Source organism: Prevotella sp. P5-92 (genome assembly GCF_002251245.1).
Classification (GTDB): domain Bacteria; phylum Bacteroidota; class Bacteroidia; order Bacteroidales; family Bacteroidaceae; genus Prevotella.
Window position 1 is genome coordinate 1 of record NZ_NPJG01000009.1, and the last position, 19152, is coordinate 19152.

Annotated in this window: 14 protein-coding genes; 2 read left to right on the plus strand and 12 right to left on the minus strand. The window is 51.6% G+C overall.

From position 1 onward, the window contains the following. The first annotated feature begins 138 nt into the window (after positions 1 to 138). A complete protein-coding gene (locus CIK99_RS01640) occupies positions 139 to 1158 on the plus strand; it encodes a DUF4435 domain-containing protein (protein ID WP_094379114.1) in 1020 nt (339 codons plus the stop codon). A 10-nt stretch (positions 1159 to 1168) separates the two neighbouring features. On the opposite strand, the gene sprA is transcribed toward CIK99_RS01640, so the two are convergent. The 3 genes from sprA to CIK99_RS01655 all read right to left on the minus strand — a co-directional run bounded on the left by sprA (position 1169) and on the right by CIK99_RS01655 (position 11070). Next, on the minus strand, positions 1169 to 8689 hold the full coding sequence (gene sprA / locus CIK99_RS01645; protein WP_094379116.1) for a cell surface protein SprA: 7521 nt from the start codon (positions 8687 to 8689) through the stop codon (positions 1169 to 1171). A gap of 83 nt (positions 8690 to 8772) precedes the next feature. After that, complete coding sequence (locus CIK99_RS01650; RefSeq protein WP_094379118.1) at positions 8773 to 10194, minus strand: alkaline phosphatase; 1422 nt, start codon at positions 10192 to 10194, stop codon at positions 8773 to 8775. Between the two features lie 18 nt (positions 10195 to 10212). Beyond that, entirely contained in the window at positions 10213 to 11070 is an 858-nt protein-coding gene (locus CIK99_RS01655; RefSeq protein WP_094379120.1) for a DUF3667 domain-containing protein, read from the minus strand. A 4-nt stretch (positions 11071 to 11074) separates the two neighbouring features. Here CIK99_RS01655 and CIK99_RS15855 point away from each other — a divergent pair, with 4 nt between their 5' ends. Further along, positions 11075 to 11206, plus strand: a complete 132-nt coding sequence (locus CIK99_RS15855) for a hypothetical protein (RefSeq protein ID WP_256387380.1) — start codon at positions 11075 to 11077, stop codon at positions 11204 to 11206. Between the two features lie 48 nt (positions 11207 to 11254). Here the strand turns inward: CIK99_RS15855 and CIK99_RS01660 are convergent, their stop codons facing one another. The 9 genes from CIK99_RS01660 to CIK99_RS01690 all read right to left on the minus strand — a co-directional run bounded on the left by CIK99_RS01660 (position 11255) and on the right by CIK99_RS01690 (position 19142). Then, positions 11255 to 12961 (minus strand): acyl-CoA dehydrogenase family protein, encoded by a 1707-nt coding sequence (locus CIK99_RS01660; RefSeq protein WP_094379122.1) that lies wholly within the window; start codon positions 12959 to 12961, stop codon positions 11255 to 11257. A 6-nt stretch (positions 12962 to 12967) separates the two neighbouring features. Beyond that, on the minus strand, positions 12968 to 13990 hold the full coding sequence (locus CIK99_RS01665; protein WP_094379124.1) for an electron transfer flavoprotein subunit alpha/FixB family protein: 1023 nt from the start codon (positions 13988 to 13990) through the stop codon (positions 12968 to 12970). 201 nt (positions 13991 to 14191) lie between these two features. Continuing rightward, the gene (locus tag CIK99_RS01670; RefSeq protein ID WP_094379126.1) at positions 14192 to 15061 is read right to left on the minus strand and encodes an electron transfer flavoprotein subunit beta/FixA family protein; all 870 of its coding nucleotides are present in this window, start codon (positions 15059 to 15061) and stop codon (positions 14192 to 14194) included. A 199-nt stretch (positions 15062 to 15260) separates the two neighbouring features. Next, positions 15261 to 15413, minus strand: a complete 153-nt coding sequence (locus CIK99_RS15110; RefSeq protein WP_158215868.1) for a hypothetical protein — start codon at positions 15411 to 15413, stop codon at positions 15261 to 15263. Between the two features lie 2 nt (positions 15414 to 15415). After that, the gene (locus CIK99_RS01675) at positions 15416 to 15688 is read right to left on the minus strand and encodes a hypothetical protein (protein WP_094379128.1); all 273 of its coding nucleotides are present in this window, start codon (positions 15686 to 15688) and stop codon (positions 15416 to 15418) included. Between the two features lie 52 nt (positions 15689 to 15740). Continuing rightward, the gene (locus CIK99_RS15115) at positions 15741 to 15914 is read right to left on the minus strand and encodes a hypothetical protein (protein ID WP_158215869.1); all 174 of its coding nucleotides are present in this window, start codon (positions 15912 to 15914) and stop codon (positions 15741 to 15743) included. 137 nt (positions 15915 to 16051) lie between these two features. Then, positions 16052 to 16591 carry a helix-turn-helix transcriptional regulator gene (locus tag CIK99_RS01680; RefSeq protein ID WP_094379130.1) on the minus strand — a complete coding sequence of 180 codons (540 nt, stop codon included), beginning with the start codon at positions 16589 to 16591 and terminating at the stop codon, positions 16052 to 16054. Between the two features lie 19 nt (positions 16592 to 16610). Continuing rightward, a complete protein-coding gene (locus CIK99_RS01685) occupies positions 16611 to 18077 on the minus strand; it encodes a TolC family protein (protein ID WP_094379132.1) in 1467 nt (488 codons plus the stop codon). A gap of 21 nt (positions 18078 to 18098) precedes the next feature. After that, the gene (locus CIK99_RS01690) at positions 18099 to 19142 is read right to left on the minus strand and encodes an efflux RND transporter periplasmic adaptor subunit (RefSeq protein ID WP_094379134.1); all 1044 of its coding nucleotides are present in this window, start codon (positions 19140 to 19142) and stop codon (positions 18099 to 18101) included. Positions 19143 to 19152 lie beyond the last annotated feature (10 nt).

A 19152-nucleotide genomic window follows, 5' to 3' on the forward strand; every position in this document is an offset into this window, starting at 1 on the left:
AGTTTTGCTTGTCTTCTTTTCGCAACACTAAGGTAAGTGAAAATTCTGACATGGCAAAATCCTGGGCAACTTTTTGTTGCTCAGGCACTTATAAATAATGTTAAACTATAGTGTTGCGGAATTAAGGATGACAAGACCATGGCAAAAAAACTGAGTGATAATATCAATTCGCGTTATGTGGAGGCGGCAAACAGGATGACGTCGAAGAAGGCGAGACGTAAGATTGTTGCTTACGTGGAGAGCTACGACGACGTGCTGTTTTGGCGGACTGTGCTGAACCGCTTTGAAGACGACACACGCTACTTCGAGGTGATGCTGCCCTCGAAGCAGGCACTTGCGAGGGGAAAGAAGCCGGTGCTCATGAACTTCATTGGCAACCGTGTGGGCCCCGACATGATAGCCTGTGTGGATGCCGACTACGACTACCTTCTACAGGGCCGTACTCCGACATCCAAGAAGGTGTTGTCGAGTCCGTATGTCTTCCATACCTACGTCTATGCCATAGAGAACTACCAGTGTTATGCCGAGAGCCTGCATAACGTGGCGGTGATGGTGACACTCAACGATCATGCCATCTTCGACTTCAGACGTTTCATGCGTGAGTATTCTGAGATTTGTTTTCCGCTCTTTGTATGGTCGGTATGGGCATACCGAACGGAGCGATATATGGATTTCTCCCTCTCTGACTTTGACCATCTCGTGGAGTTGGGAGGACTGAACGTGCGCCAGCCACAGGTGGCCCTCGACCATCTAAGGCATAAGGTGGAGCGTAAGGTGCACTATTTCCAACAGCATTATCCAAAGCATAGGATGGCGGTGGAAGGACTGCGAAAAGAGCTAATTGACCTTGGCGTGAAGCCTGCCACAACCTATCTCTATATGCATGGACACCACGTGTTTGACACTATCGTGGCACCGATAATGTCGAAGGTGTGCAACATGCTTCGACAGGAAAGGGAGACGGAGATAAGCCGTACTGCCGTACACAAGACACAGATGCATAACGAGATGTCGTGCTACGAAAACAGCCTCGCTGACGTGAAGACGATGCTGAAGAAGAATATGGGATACATGCTATGTCCGCAGTTCTTGCAGTTGCAAGAAGACATAGCCAAGTATCTCGATGGCGACAAAGACACAGAAAATTTATCCCGTTAGAAAGACACGGCTAACGGGTAAGCGAGAACTTTAGCGACAAACCAAAGTCTTGGGTGGTGGTGGGATAGCTGCTGCTCGAGAGCAGAGGCGTGTTGGTCTGACGGTCGTAATAGGCACTGAGGGTGAGCATGCGCGAGAGAGTATAGTCGGCCATGAACGACAGCTTGAATGCCGAGTTGCCGCTGTTGGCAGAGGAGGTCATGGTGGCAATGTCGCGTGTGATGGAGGCTTGCTTGCGTAACGAGATGTCGAGACGCAAGTTGAGGTCGTGGTTGGTGCCGCTACGCGATGTGGTCTGCCTGGAGGCATTGTCCTGAGTGTTTTTCTTTCCCTTTGCCGGACGCACCTTGCGCGACTTCTGAGGTGTGAAGAGGTTGAAGTTGGTCAACTTGTAAGCCGCGCCTACCACCCAGTCCTTGCTGAGAGCCTCGTTGATTTGGATGCTGGTCATACTGAGGCTGAGCACGCGTGTGGTGCGGTATTCGAGCTTGCACGTCAGGTTGTTGTGCATGGTAAGGTCGATGCCGAGCAGCGGTGCAAACGACTCGTTGATGCTCACCGTGCTGATATTGTACATGGAATTGGGGACGGGATTGCCTGTGGTGGCGTCGGTGATGAAGCCACGACCGTTCATATACTCCTGGAAGGTGCTGAAGGAAGCGTAGCTGCCTATGGCGAACACGCTCTTATAGGCGTGACGCAGGGTGACTGTCTTGAAATGATCGCTGAGCCAAGGCAGGCGCGATAATCCCGTATAACGCAACGACCAGTTAGGCAACATGCGTTTCAGGGCAGGGAAGATGTCGAGCGACGAACCGCCGCTGGAGGTGTAGGCAGAGAGGAAGGCGGGGATGAGCACGTCAGCGCTATACTGACGGACGGTGCCTATCTCTGGATTGAACTTCGACCCGCCGATGACCGTTCCGTTGGCATCGGTCATGCCGGCAGGATAGAGGGCGTCGGCATACTGAGCCTCTACGCGGGAGCGGAACCCGTCGAGCGATGAGCAGAACTGTTCGAACGACTTCGACCTGTAGCCGTTGTTGGCGTTGCCCATACCCTCAAGTGCGCTCTTGAGACTGATGGTGGTCATATTGAACGAGCCGCTCTGTGTGGTGGGCATGCCGTCATACATGTACTGTATGCTCTTTGCCTTGTTGACCGTGCGGCTGGCGTTGAGGTCTATCTTCAGGTCGCGTATGGGTTCGAGCGTCATGCGCAGCTGGAGGTCTTCAGTATTGTTGATGGTGGCAGGACTTGCCACACTGTCGGCACAGAGCAGCCATCCGTTGTCGAGTGCCTTGTTGAGATAGTTCTCTCCCACGAAGCCGAAGGCGAAGCCCAGACCTGGTGCCATGGCATTGCCGGTGCGCTGTCCGAGCATGTCGCCGATGGTAGGGGTGAAGCCTGGAATGGTCATCGACTGCTGGTTGCGGTAAGAGATGTTCATGCTGCGCGCCATCATCAGGAAACGCGACACATGCTGGAGCGAGTTGTACCACCACTGTTTTTCCAACGGTTGCTTAGGCGTGACGCTGACCATGATCTTCGTCGTGTCCTGATTGCGTATTATGATGGTGTTGTCGTCCTTCACCTTATAGTTGATGGCATAGGTGCGGCCGTCGGCGGTCTTTGCCGTCACGATGATACGCTTGCTCTTCTTGTTGTGTCTGAGGGTGACGGTGGTGTCGGCCTTCAAGGTCACCTCCTTCTGGAAAGTGTTTTTGTTTAGCGGCAAGAGGGCGTTCTGCTTCGCGTCTTCGTCGTTCTTCTTTCCTGCTGCGAGGCGCCGCGACGAGGCTTTGCTGTTCTTGTTGTTGGTCGTCGTATTGTTTTTCTTGAAACGGTCGTTAGTCTTCTTCAGGAACGGGAAGAGGTTGTATAACGACTCGAAGTTGAGAGCCGACGTGAGGTTGAGGTTGCGGTTGTTGCTGATGGTGTTGCCAAGCGAGGTGCCATCCTCCATCTCCGAACCACGTGCCCAGGAGTAGGTGGCGTTATATGTGGCATTGGCATTGAGCCAGTTGAGTATGGGTAGCTTGTTGAGCGGCAGCTGGTAAGACGAGGTGAACGACTGCTGATATTCGAGCGGAGTGCCGAGGTTGCGGAGGCTGCGCCCTACGGAGTCTTTCCATTGGGCATACTGGTCGGGATAGAGGTCTTTGTTTACTGCCATATAAGGCTCTTCCACCTCTGCATGGGTGGAGCTCTGGAACGAGGCACGCAGGTTCTTGGTGAGATCCCATCGTATGGAGAACTCACGGTTCCACAGGAACTGCTGACTGAACGAGAGCGGCAGCTTGGAGCCGGCAGACGACTCGAGGTCGCGCTCCTGCATCTCATAGTAGTTGCGCAGTATCTCGCTGTTGAAGGTGACGCTTTGCGGCAAGTAGTTGAGACCGAAAGCCTTAGGGAAGGCGAGCCACTTGCTCTTCCCCTTCATGTTGCGGAACGGCTCGAAAGTCTTATATACGGGCGAATAGCTATAGTTGAACACACCACGCCACTGGTCCTCGCGCTCCCATACGGTGGTCTCGCCAGTGTTGTAGCGATGTGAATGGCTATAGCTAAAGGAGAAGTTGGCTGGGTCGTAAGGCATGGGGTGACGTTTAGTCTTTATACCCACCCGGACATTGGAGAGCGAGAAGTTGGTCGTGGTGTTGCGAGTCACGGCTATCGACTCGATGGAGTCGCGCTCATGACTGTCGAGGGCCGACTCGAGGGCATCGTCGAGAAGCATGTCGGTGTCGAGCGGGTTATACCGTGGGCGTGTCTCTTCCTTTGTCACTGAGTAATAGAGTGGTGCGGTGACCTTCGCCTTGTCAGGGAAGAACTTTCCGAGTTCAAGGTTGGCAGTGACGCTATATGTCTTATAGTCGTCGGTGGAGCGTTGTGACAAGCCTTCCTCCAGGCCGCCAAAGCCGTCGGTGGTGATGCGGCCTGCAAGGTTGACGGTGCCGAGGTCGGATAGTTGCATGTTGAGTGTTCCCGATGCCGCCCATCCGCCTTTGTTGTTAAACTCTAATAGTCGTAACTCGTTGACCCACACCTCTCCCGACTTGGCGTTAGGCGAGATGTTCCTTACACCGATGATCATCGTCTTCACCTCTCCAACAGAGGGATTACCAATGATGGTCATCTTGTTGTTAGGCTTTTCGTTGTCATATTCGGTGTAAGCCTTGTTGTATGACGCCATTCCGTTGGCACGTGCCTGGTTGCGTGCTTTCTTCAGGGCGGTGAGCTTCGAGAGCTCTATGTCGAGGAGGTTGTCTTCGGGCCACACCTTGCGTCGGCTGTCTGCCGAGAGGTATTCGTAGTTACCTTCGGGAGTGAGCTTCAGCGGTATCTCGTATTCGTAATAGTTGTTACGATAGTCGGAGCCGAGGCGGATGAACACGGCGAGCTGGTCGTCCTGCAGCGAGGTGGTGTTGGGCTGGAGGGCGTTGGCATGAACAAACATCTGCAGACGCTTGTACTGGCGGAGGTCGAGGGAGGTGGTCTTATATACGGCCTTCGACTCTCCGTGCTGGAGGTTCTTTACGGTGAGGTTGAGAGCCTGCTCGTTGTTCTCAACCAACTGTGGCTGTGAGGGGTCGGTGACGCGGCTGATGCCTGGAGGCAGCACGTAGTTGACCGGTGTCTTGTTGGTATGCTCCTCGATGTTTACGGCACTGGTCTCGAGGGTGCCTGCTGCCGCCTGTGCGTCGAGCTCCTGCTCATATGTCCGCCATTCGCCACGCACGAGGTCGAGACTACCGAAGCGCAGTATGATAGGCTGTTCGAAGTTGGTGAGGAACATACGCATGAAACGTATGGAGGTGAGGTCGCTGATGGAGCCTACCTTCTCGCGGTCGGCGGCATAGAGCGGAATACGGAACTTATACCATTTCACCTTCTCCTTGTTGCCGTTGCGCAGTGGGGCAAGCGATTCGCGTATCTCTGAGAGGTAGTTCTGGCCGACGCGTTCCTCTGAAAAGTCTTCTGGACGGATGCTCACACGATACTGATAGTAACGCTCATACTCGTTGAGGGTGTAGTCCTGGTTGATGTCTTCCACGTCGGGTGTGGTCTTGTACGAGGTGTCGTAGCCCTCGGTATTTGTGTCGTTGTCGGGCGAGTTGCCTTGCGGGTTGTTGATACGCTTGTAGCGTTCGTGGATAGAAGCCTTCCGCTCGTCGAGGTCAGCTCCACGATAGTAGTGGTAGTTGTCGTTGGCGGGGTCTTTTTGCCATGCGTTGCGGATGCTGTCGTTGGTGACGCTCTGTGCAAAGGCGCGGAAGTCGGCATAGCTGTCGAACGTCTGCTCCTCGGCGTCGGTAAGTCCGTTGTAGCCCACATCTTGTTTCTCGCGCGAGCCGGCAGAGGTGGCAAAAGCGTAGGTCTGTGTGGCCTGCACGGGGATCTTTCCCCACTGTGTGGTGGTGAAACTGCTGGTGCCATCGACGGGCATTCCACTCTCGTAGAACTTCTTTCCGTCGCGCAGTATGTCCTCGCTCACCTCGCCGAGGTTGATGTAGAGGTCGCCGCCATAGTTGTTGCCGTCGGCTTTGTCGCGTGAGTAGATAAACGGGTCGAGGAGCCAGAACTCGATGTACTCGATGTTGGCTTGTTCGAAGTCGTTGGTGTCGAGCTTACGCATCATTCCTCCCCATTTCGTCTGTGGCGAGCGCAGGCTGCCGTCGGTGTTCATCTGTGTGGAGAAGTTGTAGGGGCCACGTTCTTTGGGGTAGTAAGCGAGATTGAGTATCGACAGGGTGGAGGTGGCTCCATTATAGGTGCTTTGGTCACGGTTGGGGTAGAGCTCGCTGACATAGACCTCACGTACATAGTGGTTGGAGAGCTGTTCGAGGTCGCTCTTGATATGTGCCGGGGTGAGCGACGAACTGCGGTAGGTGAACAGTGGGTCGATGGTGTACCACGCTAACTGTGCGCGGTTGAAGCCACTGGCAAGGGTGCTCTTGTCGCTATGTTCGGGGAAGAGGGTGGGCACGCTGGAGAGTGTCCACGACTTGGCGTCGCTGACACTGATATTGTTTTTCGTGTTCTCGAAGTCGTCAATATAAGAAGCGTTATCCTGCGTGCCTCCTGCCTGTCCGGCAATGAGTTGCGCAAACTCGCCGGTGAAGGAGATATATGACGGTTTGGTGAGATGGAGCAGTGGTAGCTTGTCGAGCATGTCGGTAAGCCATTGGCTCTCGTGTTTCCAGTTGAGGTTGAATCCCCACAACATATTGCTGAGCGGTTCGCTTCCCATGGTGACCTTGGAGGTCAGCGACTGTTCGGAGAGCTTCTGGAACGTACCGCTGATCTGCAGATCTTTAGAGAAGTCATACTCCCAGTTAAGACCCATCAAAGTCTTACGCTGCATGCCATACTCAGTGTCGCTCTCCAACGACACGTTTACCGACGTGCCGGCATCGATGATGCTCTGGTTGAGGATGGTCACCTCGCCTGCTGAGTAGTCAACGGTATAGTCGCTGCCCTCTGTCAGCACCTGTCCGCCTGCCGTCACCACCACCGAACCTCGTGGTACGTTGTACGCACCAAGCGAGATGACGTTTGCCGACGAACCCTTGAACTGTCCGGCAAGCAGGTATTTGTTTTTTGCCGTCATCTGTTTTGCCGTGGTGCGGGTGGAGGTATAGAGCTCGGTGAAAGCATACTCCTTTGCCTTTTCCGAGTCCATGCCGGCATTGACGAGTTGGGTGATGAGATATTGTCCGAACGGCTCTATCTTAGGGAAGAACACGCGGCCATTGCTCACGGTATAGCCTTGTACATAATCGAAATAGCCGTTAGGGTTCGGCTTGTCGTTGTTGTCGAGGCGGTCGGCACCGAGGAGTCTGACAAGGGTCTGCTCCTTGACGTTGGGTTCGGGGATATAGTTGAGATAAACACCTGTGGTGTCGCTCTTGTACTTCACGTCGAGACGGAACTTCTGTTTCTCTACCGAGGAGGCGAGGTAATACACGTTCTTCATCATCAGTTGCCAGTTAGGGGCGGCAGGACTGTTGTTGGTGTTCTTGAGACTTTTCACAAACAATGCCTCAGAGGCGTCCTGACGGTCGGTGGAGAACTCGCCCACCTGGTATGTGCGTCCGCCAAGAGTGTATTCGTATGCCACGGCAAGCACCTGGTCGGTCTGGAGTGTGCTCTTCAGACTGACGTATCCGAGTGCGGAGTTCAGGGTATATTCCGACGAGGTGAGAAGACGTGCGCTCTGAACCTTCTCGTAATCCACTCCGCCCTCAAAGTCGGGAATAGTAGCAAGCACCGATGAGGTCTTGTCGATATTGCGGGCATCGGCATACTGGGTGGTCATCTGCTGATACTCGCTGTTGGCGGTGTTGGATGGAGGCAGTGAGGTGTCGCCGCCCCAGAGGGGCTTGCTCACGTGTGCCCCTTCGCCGAGGTCGGTGAGTGCGATGACATTGCGTGAGTTGCTTGTCGTTCCCGTCTTGTTTGTCACCCATATCTCCACACGTGTGATCTTTATACCGGTGGTGATATTGGGGAGGGTTGACATGGCCTTGTCGTAGATGTCGCGGAAATAGTGGGCGAGGAAGAAGTGGCGATTCTCCTCATAGTCAGCCACGTTGATCTCAAAAGGAGTGAGTTGTGTGCCTCCCTTAGACGACACGCTCTTGGTGGCCGACTTCTTTTGTGAGAGCACGGTCTGCAGCTTCAGCTTTCCAAACTGCATGTCGGTACGGATACCGAAAAGCGACGACGCGCCCTTGATGAGCGACGAGTTGGAGGGAAACGAGATATTGCCTGCTTCCACGAGCTTTATTATCTCGTCTTCCTTGCCCTCGTATTTCAGTTTGAGATTCTTTGAGCCGAAATCGAAGGTGGCGTCGGTGTTGTAGCTGAGGTTCATGTTCACCTTGTCGCCTACCTTACCTGTCATGTTGAGGTTGATCTTCTCGTCGAAGTCAATTGACTTCGTCTTTCGGTTACGTATCGGCAGCGAAGGGTTGTCGATATTCTTCAGGGTGGCGCCGAGTTTCAGCTCGGCCGTTCCCTGTGTCTTTATGCGCACGCCTCCAGGACCGAAGATCTTCTCTGCGGGTCCAAGGTCAAAGTGCATGTCGGTGAAAGAGAACTTGTCCTTGCCTTTGTTTGCTACGTTTTCGGCATTTTTCTTCTTAAAGAACTCTTTAAGAGCCTGTTTCTCAGTCCATTTCTGATATTCCTCGGGAGTGAGCAGCATGGGGGTGTTGAGATAGGAGTCGCCTATCTTCGTACCGATATAGTAAAATCCGGTGGAGTCGTTGTATTCCGCCACTTCCGAGAGGTTGTCGGGAGTCTTGAGGTCGATGGCTATGGAGTCGAGGTCATCTGCGGTGAGGGGTGCCGTCCTTCTCACCCTCCATCTGGACTTTGCGGCTGAGTCGGGCACAATATCACTATCCGTCACGACAAGGGAATCTCTTTGTGTATTCACTTGTCGTGACGTCTTCCTGACTTGTGGCGCCGCAAAGGCGCATATGCAAGCCAACGATAGTATTATGTATTTCACCCTATTCAATGGTGCTCTTTTCTATTCAATATACATTGAATAAAACGCAGGAATAGGCGATTTATTGTGTTTCAGTGAGATTATTGTGTCCTTCATTTCCCCCCTTCCCATCCTGCAGCCTCCGCAATACGCTTACAGATCTCCGTATTGTCGATACGTCCGTGGATCTTTTCTGCTCCGGCACCGATGGCAAAACAAGGTACGTAGCCGTTGCTATGACCGGTGTTTCCCCAGTCGATATGAGCACATTCGCATATTGTGGCACGTACGGTCGAGGCAAACTCATCGTCGCTCTGATAGAGCGTCTTGGTGTCTTTGCCCTTGCCGGCGAGCACCTTCTCGAAAGCCTCTTTCAGACGTGCTGTCTGCTTGTCGGTGAGCTTTACCTTGTCCCAAAAACCAAAGTTCTCGGTCAGGAAGGCCTTTGCCAAGTCCCATGTATAATTATTTCCGTGTTTCTCACGAAGGCCATGGAGCATGAAACCGAGTTTGCCGATGCTCATGCGTTGATGGCTGAGAAGGTCGAGATGAAGCTCATACCTGCCTCTTCCAAGCACCAGTCCGCCAGTCTCATGATCGGCAGTGACCACGATGAGGGTCTCGTCGGGATGCTGCTGATAGAACTCGTAAGCCACGCGTATGGCATTGTCCATGTCTATCACCTCGTGGATGAACGAAGGGTCGTTGCCATGACATGCCCAGTCTATCTTTCCTCCCTCTACCATAAGGAAGAAACCATCCTTCTCGGATTGTTTCTTTGTGAGGAAGTTGACGGCGGCGCGAGTGATGTCGGTGAGTGTGAGGTCTTTTTTCGTGCGGTCGATAGCGAACGGTATGCTGTGGCGGTCAAACTTGCTTGCCTCCTCGCTCTGAAGGAGTATCATGCGGCTTGCCTTGCCTGCTTTTTTCTGGTAGTCTTTATATCCGCGGGCAATGGTAAAGCCCTTGTCTGCTGCCTGGCGATAGAGGTCGGGACCGCCCTCCTGAGGGTTCTTCGGCGACACGAAGTCGGAACCGGCATAGAAGTCGTTGCCGCTATTGACGAGCTGCTGGCCAATGATATACGAACTGCCACGGTCGCCCACATGCGCATAGAAGGCTGCTGGTGTGGCATGATCGACGCTCACGCTGGTTGCTATGCCCACGGCAGCACCGGCATCGCGTGCCCAGTCGGCGATACAAGAGAACGGGGTCTCCTTGTCTTTCAGTACGCCAAGACAGCCGTTCCGCGTCTTGTTGCCACTGGCAAGGGCGGTGCCTCCGGCGGCAGAGTCAGTGACGCCATTGGTGGCGCTCTGTGTGTTGACGAGGGCTGTATAAGGGAAGGACGGGAAACAGAGTTCCTTGATGCCGATACGTCCTTCCAGAGCACCGAGATATGTCTCTGCGGCGTTGACCTGGTTTACTCCCATGCCGTCGCCAATAAAGTAGAACACATACTTTGCCTTTCCCTCTGCCATCATCTGGATGGCTGCAAACAAAAGGCAAATCAAAGCGAAAATCTTATTTTTCATAGTCGCGAGTTTTAAGTGCTAATTGTGAATTTGTATCATTTTTTCAAATAGTCCTGTAATCATTCCTACTACTCCGATAGTGATAGAAAGAAGGATGATAAAGGCGAAGAAACACAATATGTGCATGACAATAGTCAGACGTATGGTCTTTCGCCAAGGGAAGCCAAACAACTGCTTGTAGTCCCATACCAAAAGGGCGAAAAGCACCAGCGAGGGTAAGGGATAGAAGGTGTAAACCGCGTTGTTGGCAAAGGGAAGATAGAGTATCGACAATGCCACCATCTGAGAGCTTATTAACACCTGCGAGTAGAAGTTTTCGGCCAATGTCGTCTTGGGACGCAGTGGAGCCTTGCGGAACACCCTCCATGTGGCGAACATAAAGAACGAGTGAAGACAGATCAGTTCGATGGCTTTGTGTTCGTCAAACCATTTTATCGTGCTCTTTATGCCGTTTAAGGCACTGCCTGGCGTCACCTTTATCCCGAAGATCTCGATGATAGTATGGTTCATCTCCTCATTGGCCTTTGGGTTCCCCTTGTTGTCGTTACCCATCCAGTTCTCCTTTTCCACCTCGTCCTTCACTGTTGTCCTGCCTATCAGCATCGTCTCAACGGAGATGAAGATACAGAGTACAAACAGCATCTTCACTGGCGGGAAATAGGGAATACGCTTACCGTCAAGATATTCACCTATCATCTTTCCAGGACGGGTGAACAGTTGGAAAATGGTGCGAGGAAGGCTGCGGTTGCCCATGCCCCAAACCTCAAGGGTTGACATCAAGGTATTCTTTATCGTAAACCGTTTCGTGGAGGCAGGTTGCCCGCAAGAGGGACAGTAGTTGCCGATAAAGTCGGTGTGACAGTTGAGGCATTCCATGTTTTTGAGGGGAGTAATTGAAATTAAAGAAGTTGGGGGAGCTAAAGACGTCAAAGAGGTTGGTGAAGATAAAGAAGTTAAGGAAGTTAAAGGAGTCAAAGACAATAGTGATGTTCGTAGAAAACTATTTGCATGACATTTGTCTTTAACTTCTATAACTTCCCCAACAACTATGATATGGGTATTATGCTTTGAAATTCTCCAAGTCGTCAGCCTTCATGGCCTTGATATATGCATGGTGAGCTGTGCACTCTGCCTCTGCATGGCGAACGAAGACATTGATGCTCTTCTTGAAGAGTTCAGGAGCACGGGTGGCGTCCTCAAGCAGCAAGAGCGACATGATGATGTCGGCTGTCATCTCGTACAGACGGCGTGCGAGGAAGTCCTGAAGGGCCTGGTCGTTCTGCTCTTTCACGTAGTTGAGGGCATCCTCATAGAGGGCGATGAGCTTGCCGATACGCTCGCGCATAGGTGCGGCGCAATCGCAGATAGGACGCTCCATCATCTCCTTCATGATAGAGAGGTAGGTGCCGTTGGTGATGTAACGTATTGCTGCCACCACCTGGAGCTGTGTCGTTCCCTCGTAGATAGAGAAGATGCGTGCATCGCGATAGAGACGCTGACTCTTGTATTCCATGATAAAGCCCGAACCACCATGGATCTGGATGGCGTCGTAGGCGTTCTGGTTGGCATACTCTGAGTTCATACCCTTTGCCAATGGAGTGAAGGCATCTGCCAGACGGGTGTATTTCTTCTGCTCGGCACGCTCTTCTGGAGTGAGCTTGCGCTCGCGGGCGATATCGTCAAGAGCCTTGTAGATATCTACGTAACGTGCTGTCTGATAGAGTATCGAACGGCCAGCATCGAGCTTCGCCTTCATGCGTGAGAGCATGTCATATACTGCCGGGAAGTCGATGATGGCGGTGTCAAACTGGCGGCGCTCCTTGGCATAGGCAAGACCTTCGTTGTAGGCTGCCTGCGATACACCCACCGACTGAGCGGCGATGCCGAGACGAGCACCATTCATCAGTGCCATCACATACTTGATAAGTCCCATGCGTGTGCTGCCGCAGAGCTCGCACTTCGCGTTCTTATATACCAGCTCGCAGGTAGGAGAGCCGTGGATACCGAGCTTGTGCTCGATGTGGCGAACAGTAACGCCGCCGTCGCGCTTGTCGTAGATGAACATCGACAGACCGCGACCATCGTGGGTGCCTTCCTCAGAACGGGCAAGGACGAGGTGGATGTCGGAGTCGCCATTGGTGATGAAACGCTTCACACCATTCAGACGCCAACACTTGTTCTCTTCGTCGTAGCTCGCCTTCAGCATCACACGCTGGAGGTCGGAACCGGCATCAGGCTCGGTCAAGTCCATCGACATTGTCTCGCCGGCGCACACACGAGGTATATACTTCTTGCGCTGCTCCTCGTCGCCAAACTCATAGAGGGTCTCTATACAGTCCTGAAGGCTCCAGATGTTCTGGAATCCAGCGTCGGCAGCCGATACGATCTCCGAAGCCATAGAGTAGGGAGTGATAGGCATGTTGAGACCGCCGTAGCGGCGTGGCATAGACACGCCCCAAAGGCCTGCCTTACGCGTAGCGTCGAGGTTCTCGAAAGTCTTGGAAGCATAAACCATGCGTCCGTCCACGAGGTGTGGTCCTTCGAGGTCAACGTCCTCGGAGTTAGGCTCGATGATGTTAGCGGCGATGTCGCCTGTAATCTCGAGCATACGCTTGTAGTTTTCGATAGCGTCGTCGAAGTCAACGGGAGCGTCGGCGTACTGGTCCTTATCGGCGAAGTTGCGTTCCTTCAGTTCAACGATACGTTTCATTTCCGGGTGATTCAAATAGAATTCAAATTCCGGATGGTCACTATAATAGTTTGCCATGTTTTTTTATTTATTATTCTGCTTATAATACTTTATCAGTTTCGGAACGACCTCCTCAACGGTACCTACTATCACATAGTCGGCTATCTTGTTGATTGGAGCCTCGGGGTCGCTGTTCACTGAGATGATGATGCCTGAATCCTGCATTCCGGCGATGTGCTGGATCTGACCGCTGATGCCGCAGGCGATATATACCTTAGGATGGACGGTGACACCAGTCTGACCTATCTGACGGTCGTGGTCTATCCATCCGGCATCGACGGCGGCACGTGAACCACCGACCTCACCGTGGAGAACCTTCGCCAACTGAAACAGCTGGTCGAAACCTTCCTTTGAGCCTACGCCATATCCTCCGGCTACCACGATGGGCGCACCCTTGAGGTTGTGCTTGGCAGCCTCTACGTGATGGTCGAGCACCTTAACGACGTAAGCCTCGGCAGATACATACTTTGATACCTCTGGATATACCACCTCGCCCTTAGCCTGTCCGTCATAGACAGCCTTCTGCATCACACCAGAACGTACGGTAGCCATCTGGGGACGATGGTCGGGGTTGACAATCGTTGCCACGATGTTACCACCGAAGGCAGGACGAATCTGATAGAGCAGGTTGTCGTAGGTTTTGCCAGACTTCTTGTCCTCGTAAGAGCCAATCTCGAGCTCGGTACAGTCAGCTGTCAATCCACTGGTGAGTGAAGAAGACACACGTGGACCGAGGTCGCGACCGATGACTGTAGCTCCCATAAGGCAGATCTGTGGCTGTTCCTCCTTGAAGAGGTTTACGAGAATGTCGGTGTGTGGAGCAGAGGTATAAGGGAAGAGTCCCTCACCGTCGAACACGAAGAGCTTGTCAACTCCGTATGGTAGGATTTGCTCTTCCACCTTGCCCTTTATGTCCGTTCCTGCTACTATAGCATGCAGCTCAACACCAAGTTCATTGGCCAGTTTGCGGCCCTTTGTTAAAAGTTCCTGTGAAACCTCCTGCACCAGTGTGCCTTCGATTTCGCAATATACAAAAACGTTGTTCATATTCTTTTTTTTGTAGATTGGGGGAAGTTAAGGAAGTTAAAGAAGTTAAGGAAGTTAATGACAAATGTTATGTCACCTTCTGTTAAGGAACTGGAGCGCAAGAACTAATGTCTTTAACTTCTTTAACTTCTTTAACTTCCTTAACTTCTTTAACTTCCAATACATCCTACTTCTTAAATCTTCCTTTATCCCTTCTCCTCTTTATCCAATAATCTTCTCGTTCAACAATTCCTTTATGAGCTCTTCAACATCAGTGTCGCTGCCAGTGAGAGTCTTGCTCTCCTTTGCCTGGAAGACGATGTTCTTAACGGCTTTCACCTTCGTGGGAGAACCGCTCAGACCACACTGCTGTGGGTCGCCGTCAACATCTGCCACCGACCACTGATTGAGGGTCAGGTATGGACGTTCGTCGTAGAGTTCCTTATATGGCATGTCCTCGGTGCGCTCCATAGGAGCTGTGGCACGCTTGTACTTCATCACCAACTTCGCGTTGCATGGACGGCAGGGAGCTGCACTTCCGTTTACTGTCACTACTACAGGCATAGGCGCTTCCACAGTCTCGGCTCCGCCATCGATGAGACGGCGGATGGTGAGCTTGCCGTCCTCACACTTCTCAATGTTCTCAGCGTATGTCACCTGGTTGAGACCCAACTTCTGAGCCACCTGTGGACCTACCTGAGCCGTGTCGCCGTCGATAGCCTGACGACCGCCGATGACGATATCTACATCACCAATCTTCTTTATGGCTGTAGCAAGGGCGTAAGAAGTGGCGAGAGTGTCAGCTCCGGCAAACAGACGGTCGGTAAGCAGCCAACCGGTGTCGGCACCACGATAGAGCCCCTGGCGGATAATCTCTGCCGCACGGGGAGGTCCCATTGTCAGAATACCGACGGTGGAACCAGGGTTCTGCTCTTTTAGACGGAGAGCCTGCTCAAGAGCGTTCAAGTCTTCTGGATTGAAGATGGCGGGAAGGGCGGCGCGGTTGACTGTGCCTTCGGCTGTCATGGCGTCCTTGCCCACGTTTCTTGTGTCTGGTACTTGCTTGGCAAGTACAACGATTTTCAAACTCATTTTTAAATATTGATTGTTATTTGTTATTTGCTTTTATACAACAGGTTGCAAAATTACACTTTTTTTTTCAATTGGCAAAGAAAAACAATCTTTTTGTGCACATTTGATTATTAATTGTGCACAAAACTTGTTCTTTGTGCAATGTTTTTTTATAAAAAAGAAGCGGAAAGTGATTCCTTCCGCTTCTTTGTGTAAATGGTTAAACTTTTATTGTCTTGAGGATTTCTGGTTCCGGTACTTTTTTTGCACCTGTGTTAAGTCCTGCCAAAACAAACTTACCACCAGACACTTCGTCGAGAGCTTCCTCGTCAAGAGCTTTTTTCTTCTCGTCAAAATTCTTATGGTCTGTCATAATCAAATAGTTTTATTGTTGTTGTTAATAAAATCTTTGCCTTTGTTGAAAACGCCGGCAGCTGCAGCCATAGATAATGACGAGTCGTTGAGGCAAATCTTCTTGCACGAGCTATCAGCATGCTTCCTTTTTGCAGTTTTGGCGTCCATCTCTGCAATGTCAGCCTCAAGTCGCCTGATGGCCTTATCCGCCTGTGCGATCCGCCTCTGGTAGTATGCAAAGGTTGCGATAGCTGCCACTATAACGAATGATAAGATGAAAATGACTGAAATCATACTGATGCTTTTTTTAATGAAGATGTACCTTTTTCATTTTTGTCGATGTCTGTTATAAAATGCCTAATTGGCGTTCATCTGCCTTAATGTTGCATCTTTTACCAGCTCCACCACATACGCTGTCGAGCTCGTCGTCATTAGCAACTGCTTTTTTAGCAAGCACAGTACCACCATTAGCCTCATTCAGCTGTTCTTCGTTGAGAACGATCTTTTCTTTGTTTTCCATAATTGTAATTTTTAAATGTTAGACATGTTGTTTTGAATTCTGCTGCAAAATTATGCTTATTTTTTCAAATCGACGAGACAAAACGGGAAAAATGATGGTCAATTCGGGAAAAAAGTGCTTTTTCCCCGTTTTGGCCACTATTTTCTGTGGTTTCGCCTATATTCAGAAGGGGTGATGCCGAATTTTGCCTGAAAATGGCGTGTCAGCGAGCGGTGGGAAAAACCGGAAAGCTCCGCTACTATTGCTATGCTTTCGTCTGTTTCACGCAGTAGTCGGCTGGCGTGCCCCAGTCGGTAGTCGTTGATAAATATGGTTATGGAGTTTCCGGTGGAGTCTTTTATTGCCTTCACCACATATTTGTAGTTAGTGCACAGTTTACCTGCAAGCATGTCGCGAGAGAGTTCTTCGTTGGTGTATAGTTTTTCCTCTTCCATGAGTTTTACTATTCTCGAGAATAGCTCATTTGACTTTTCCTGTGTGTCGGTCTGTGGCTCTTCTTCTGCTGCTTCTTTTGCCACCGTCTCGCTCTCCTGTTGCTTTTGCTCTGCCCAGGTGTCAACGAGGGTGGTAAGTGTTGTTGTTTTCTGTTCAAACACTTTTCGTGAGCGAACCACGAGAAGAATGGCTATGGCAGACAATAGTGCCAGTGCTACTGCTATGTAAACTGTTATGTCCATAATAATCTATGTTTTGTGTTTATTGTTTGTTATGTTCTATTGTCTTCCGCTTGTTGAAGTCGTAGAGAGTGAGCTGACGCAGCCTGTAGAAAGCAGTCCAGTAGTTTTGGAGGCTCTGTGTATAGTTTTGGCGTGCCGTCTGCCAGTAGTTTTGTGCAAGAGAGAGGTCGTTGACGGTGGCTTGACCCTTGATAAATCGGGTGAGCATGGCGTCGTATGCTTCCTGGGCTATGTTGAGCGACTTGCGTGAGTTTGCGGTCAAGTCGTGCCGTTTGTTGTAGTCGTCCACACTGGTCACTACGTCGAGCTCCGTGTCACGTGTAGCTTCGCTCAGCTCCTTTTCTGCTGTGCTGAGTCGGCTTTGAGCCTGCAGATAGTTGTTTTTGCGTTTTCCCCAGTCTTTCAGTGGTACCGAGAGGGTCACCATAGCCTTCTCTTGTCTGAGGGGACTGCGGTAAGCATCCCAGAATTTGTCCGCTACCTGGTTAAGACCTATGCTGGCGTCGATGTTGAGGCTCAGTCGTCGTTCCACTTTTGCCTTTTCCATTTCCATGCGTGCCTCTTCCACAGCTTGCCTTGTCTCGATGAATGCGGGATTGTTTTCTCTCGCGTATCTTAGAGCTTCTTCTGCGTCCACCTTCACTGGCGAATGGTTTGTGGGAATGATGAGTTCAATATCCGTATCACGTTCCATGCCGAGGAACGTGGCGAGTTGTTTTGATGCTTTGTCGCGTAGTATCTTCGCATTCTCCATGGTGTTCGTGGCATTTGTCCTTTGCAGGTCGAGGATGCTCAGTTCTGCCTTTGAGATGCTGGCAATCTTAAAGCGCCGGCAGCCTATGGCGTAGATCGTGTCGCATGTCTGGAGGTTTTCTTCAGCCATACGCAACTGGTCTTGTGCCAGGGCGAGTTGGAAGAAGAGATCGACGGCTTCTGCTGCCGTTGACTCTAAGTTGTAGGCGTAGGCCTTCTCTGCCTTCTTGAGTTTCAATGGCTCGAGTCTCTTGCTCCATTTCAGGGCATTGAACCCAAGGAGGTCTTGTCGGTAACCGACCTTTATGGGTACGGTTGAGAACTGGTCGTAGTTAGTGTCGCCGCCGAACGTATGCAGGAAGCCTAATCCGGTGGATGCGTAGAGCGTTCCTCCAAGAGCCTCAATGTCCTGTGTCATTCCCACTGCCGCCTCGCTGTATAGCATCTGCTGTTCGCGGTAAGTGTCGCGGTCCTCATCGCTTATATATCTCTGCACCATATATTGTTCGTATTGCAGAGGGGTGGCATCAAGGGTTATCTGTGGCTTGCGGCTGGCTTGCCATGCGAGGAAGCTAAAGCGGTAAGTGTCGAGCACGCTGCGGTATTTCTCTGCCGTCAGCGAGCTGTCGGTGGCAAGAGCTACCGTACGGTTGAGGTCGAGCGTCACCTTGCGTTGTGCCGATACGCCAAGTGTGGCGGCCGTTAGTGTTACTATGAAGAAAAGTCGTCTCATCTCTCGCGTCCCATTTTGTGGTTACTTACTTCTTGCTATCTTCTCTCCTTCGGAGATGGTCTCATGTCCTGCCACGACGAGAAGGCTATTGCCTTTCAGGTCGTCAGCAGTCTCCACGACACACTGTCCTTTCGCTTCGTGTCTTATTGACACATAGTGTTGGCGTGCCACGCCATTGTCGTAGGTGAATATCACATGTCTGCCGTTTCTGATGACGATGACCTGTCGTGGTACAATGGTCACATTCTCTATGTGTCGAGTGAAGCTCACCTCTACATTCATCCCGTCGAAGAGGTTGCGGTCTGCCTTTAGCTTTGCCCGCACGCTGACGGCTCCGTTCTCGTCCACCATAGGATTGATGTCCATCACCCGTGCCTCATATTGTGCGGCTTTGGTGGCGATGGGCGTGATGGTCACCATGGAACCGACCTTTACAATGCAGAGGTCGCCTTCCATCACCTTAAACTCCACCTCCATCTCGTCTGTGGCTATGATGCGGCAAACGGTGGTACCTGCCTGAGAGATGGAATGAGGCTGTATGGAGAGGTTGGCTACCACGCCGGCGAAGGGTGCAGTGAGCGTGCCCGACCCTATGTCGTGTTTTGCGGCATCGAGTTGACTGAGTGCGAGGCTGTATCCGCTTTTCACCTGTGCGAGCTGTTTGATGTTCTCGGGCACTGTCTGCGGCTTGTCGGGGTCATATCCTTGCGATATGATCACGTCCTGCATGTTTAGTCTTGCTTGTTCTACTTGTTTCTTCGCTTGTTCGATGGCATTGCTCATCTTAAACATGTCGAGTTCGGCAATGCGTTGTCCGCTTGTCACCGACTGGCCGTTTCTTACATACACGGCTTTTATTGGCAGTGAAGTCTCGAAAGCGAGATCAGCATACTTACTTGCCTTCACCTTGCCTTGTGCCGTGAAGGGTTCGTCGAAGGTGCCCCGTTTCAGGGTATCCACCTTCACTGTATCTACAGCGTCTTTCTCGGCAGCTCCATTGCCGCCGTTGCTGCAGCTTGTCATTGCTGCTATTACCGTAGCTATGAAAAAAAGTTTCCTATACATTATTATATAT

Bases quoted from the DNA above. Each gene is read 5' to 3' on its own strand.
- CIK99_RS01640 (WP_094379114.1), top strand. From the start codon at position 139: ATGGCAAAAAAACTGAGTGATAATATCAATTCGCGTTATGTGGAGGCG.
- CIK99_RS01650 (WP_094379118.1), bottom strand. From the start codon at position 10,194: ATGAAAAATAAGATTTTCGCTTTGATTTGCCTTTTGTTTGCAGCCATC.
- CIK99_RS01655 (WP_094379120.1), bottom strand. From the start codon at position 11,070: ATGGAATGCCTCAACTGTCACACCGACTTTATCGGCAACTACTGTCCC.
- CIK99_RS01660 (WP_094379122.1), bottom strand. From the start codon at position 12,961: ATGGCAAACTATTATAGTGACCATCCGGAATTTGAATTCTATTTGAAT.
- CIK99_RS01665 (WP_094379124.1), bottom strand. From the start codon at position 13,990: ATGAACAACGTTTTTGTATATTGCGAAATCGAAGGCACACTGGTGCAG.
- CIK99_RS01670 (WP_094379126.1), bottom strand. From the start codon at position 15,061: ATGAGTTTGAAAATCGTTGTACTTGCCAAGCAAGTACCAGACACAAGA.
- CIK99_RS15110 (WP_158215868.1), bottom strand. From the start codon at position 15,413: ATGACAGACCATAAGAATTTTGACGAGAAGAAAAAAGCTCTTGACGAG.
- CIK99_RS01675 (WP_094379128.1), bottom strand. From the start codon at position 15,688: ATGATTTCAGTCATTTTCATCTTATCATTCGTTATAGTGGCAGCTATC.
- CIK99_RS15115 (WP_158215869.1), bottom strand. From the start codon at position 15,914: ATGGAAAACAAAGAAAAGATCGTTCTCAACGAAGAACAGCTGAATGAG.
- CIK99_RS01680 (WP_094379130.1), bottom strand. From the start codon at position 16,591: ATGGACATAACAGTTTACATAGCAGTAGCACTGGCACTATTGTCTGCC.
- CIK99_RS01685 (WP_094379132.1), bottom strand. From the start codon at position 18,077: ATGAGACGACTTTTCTTCATAGTAACACTAACGGCCGCCACACTTGGC.
- CIK99_RS01690 (WP_094379134.1), bottom strand. From the start codon at position 19,142: ATGTATAGGAAACTTTTTTTCATAGCTACGGTAATAGCAGCAATGACA.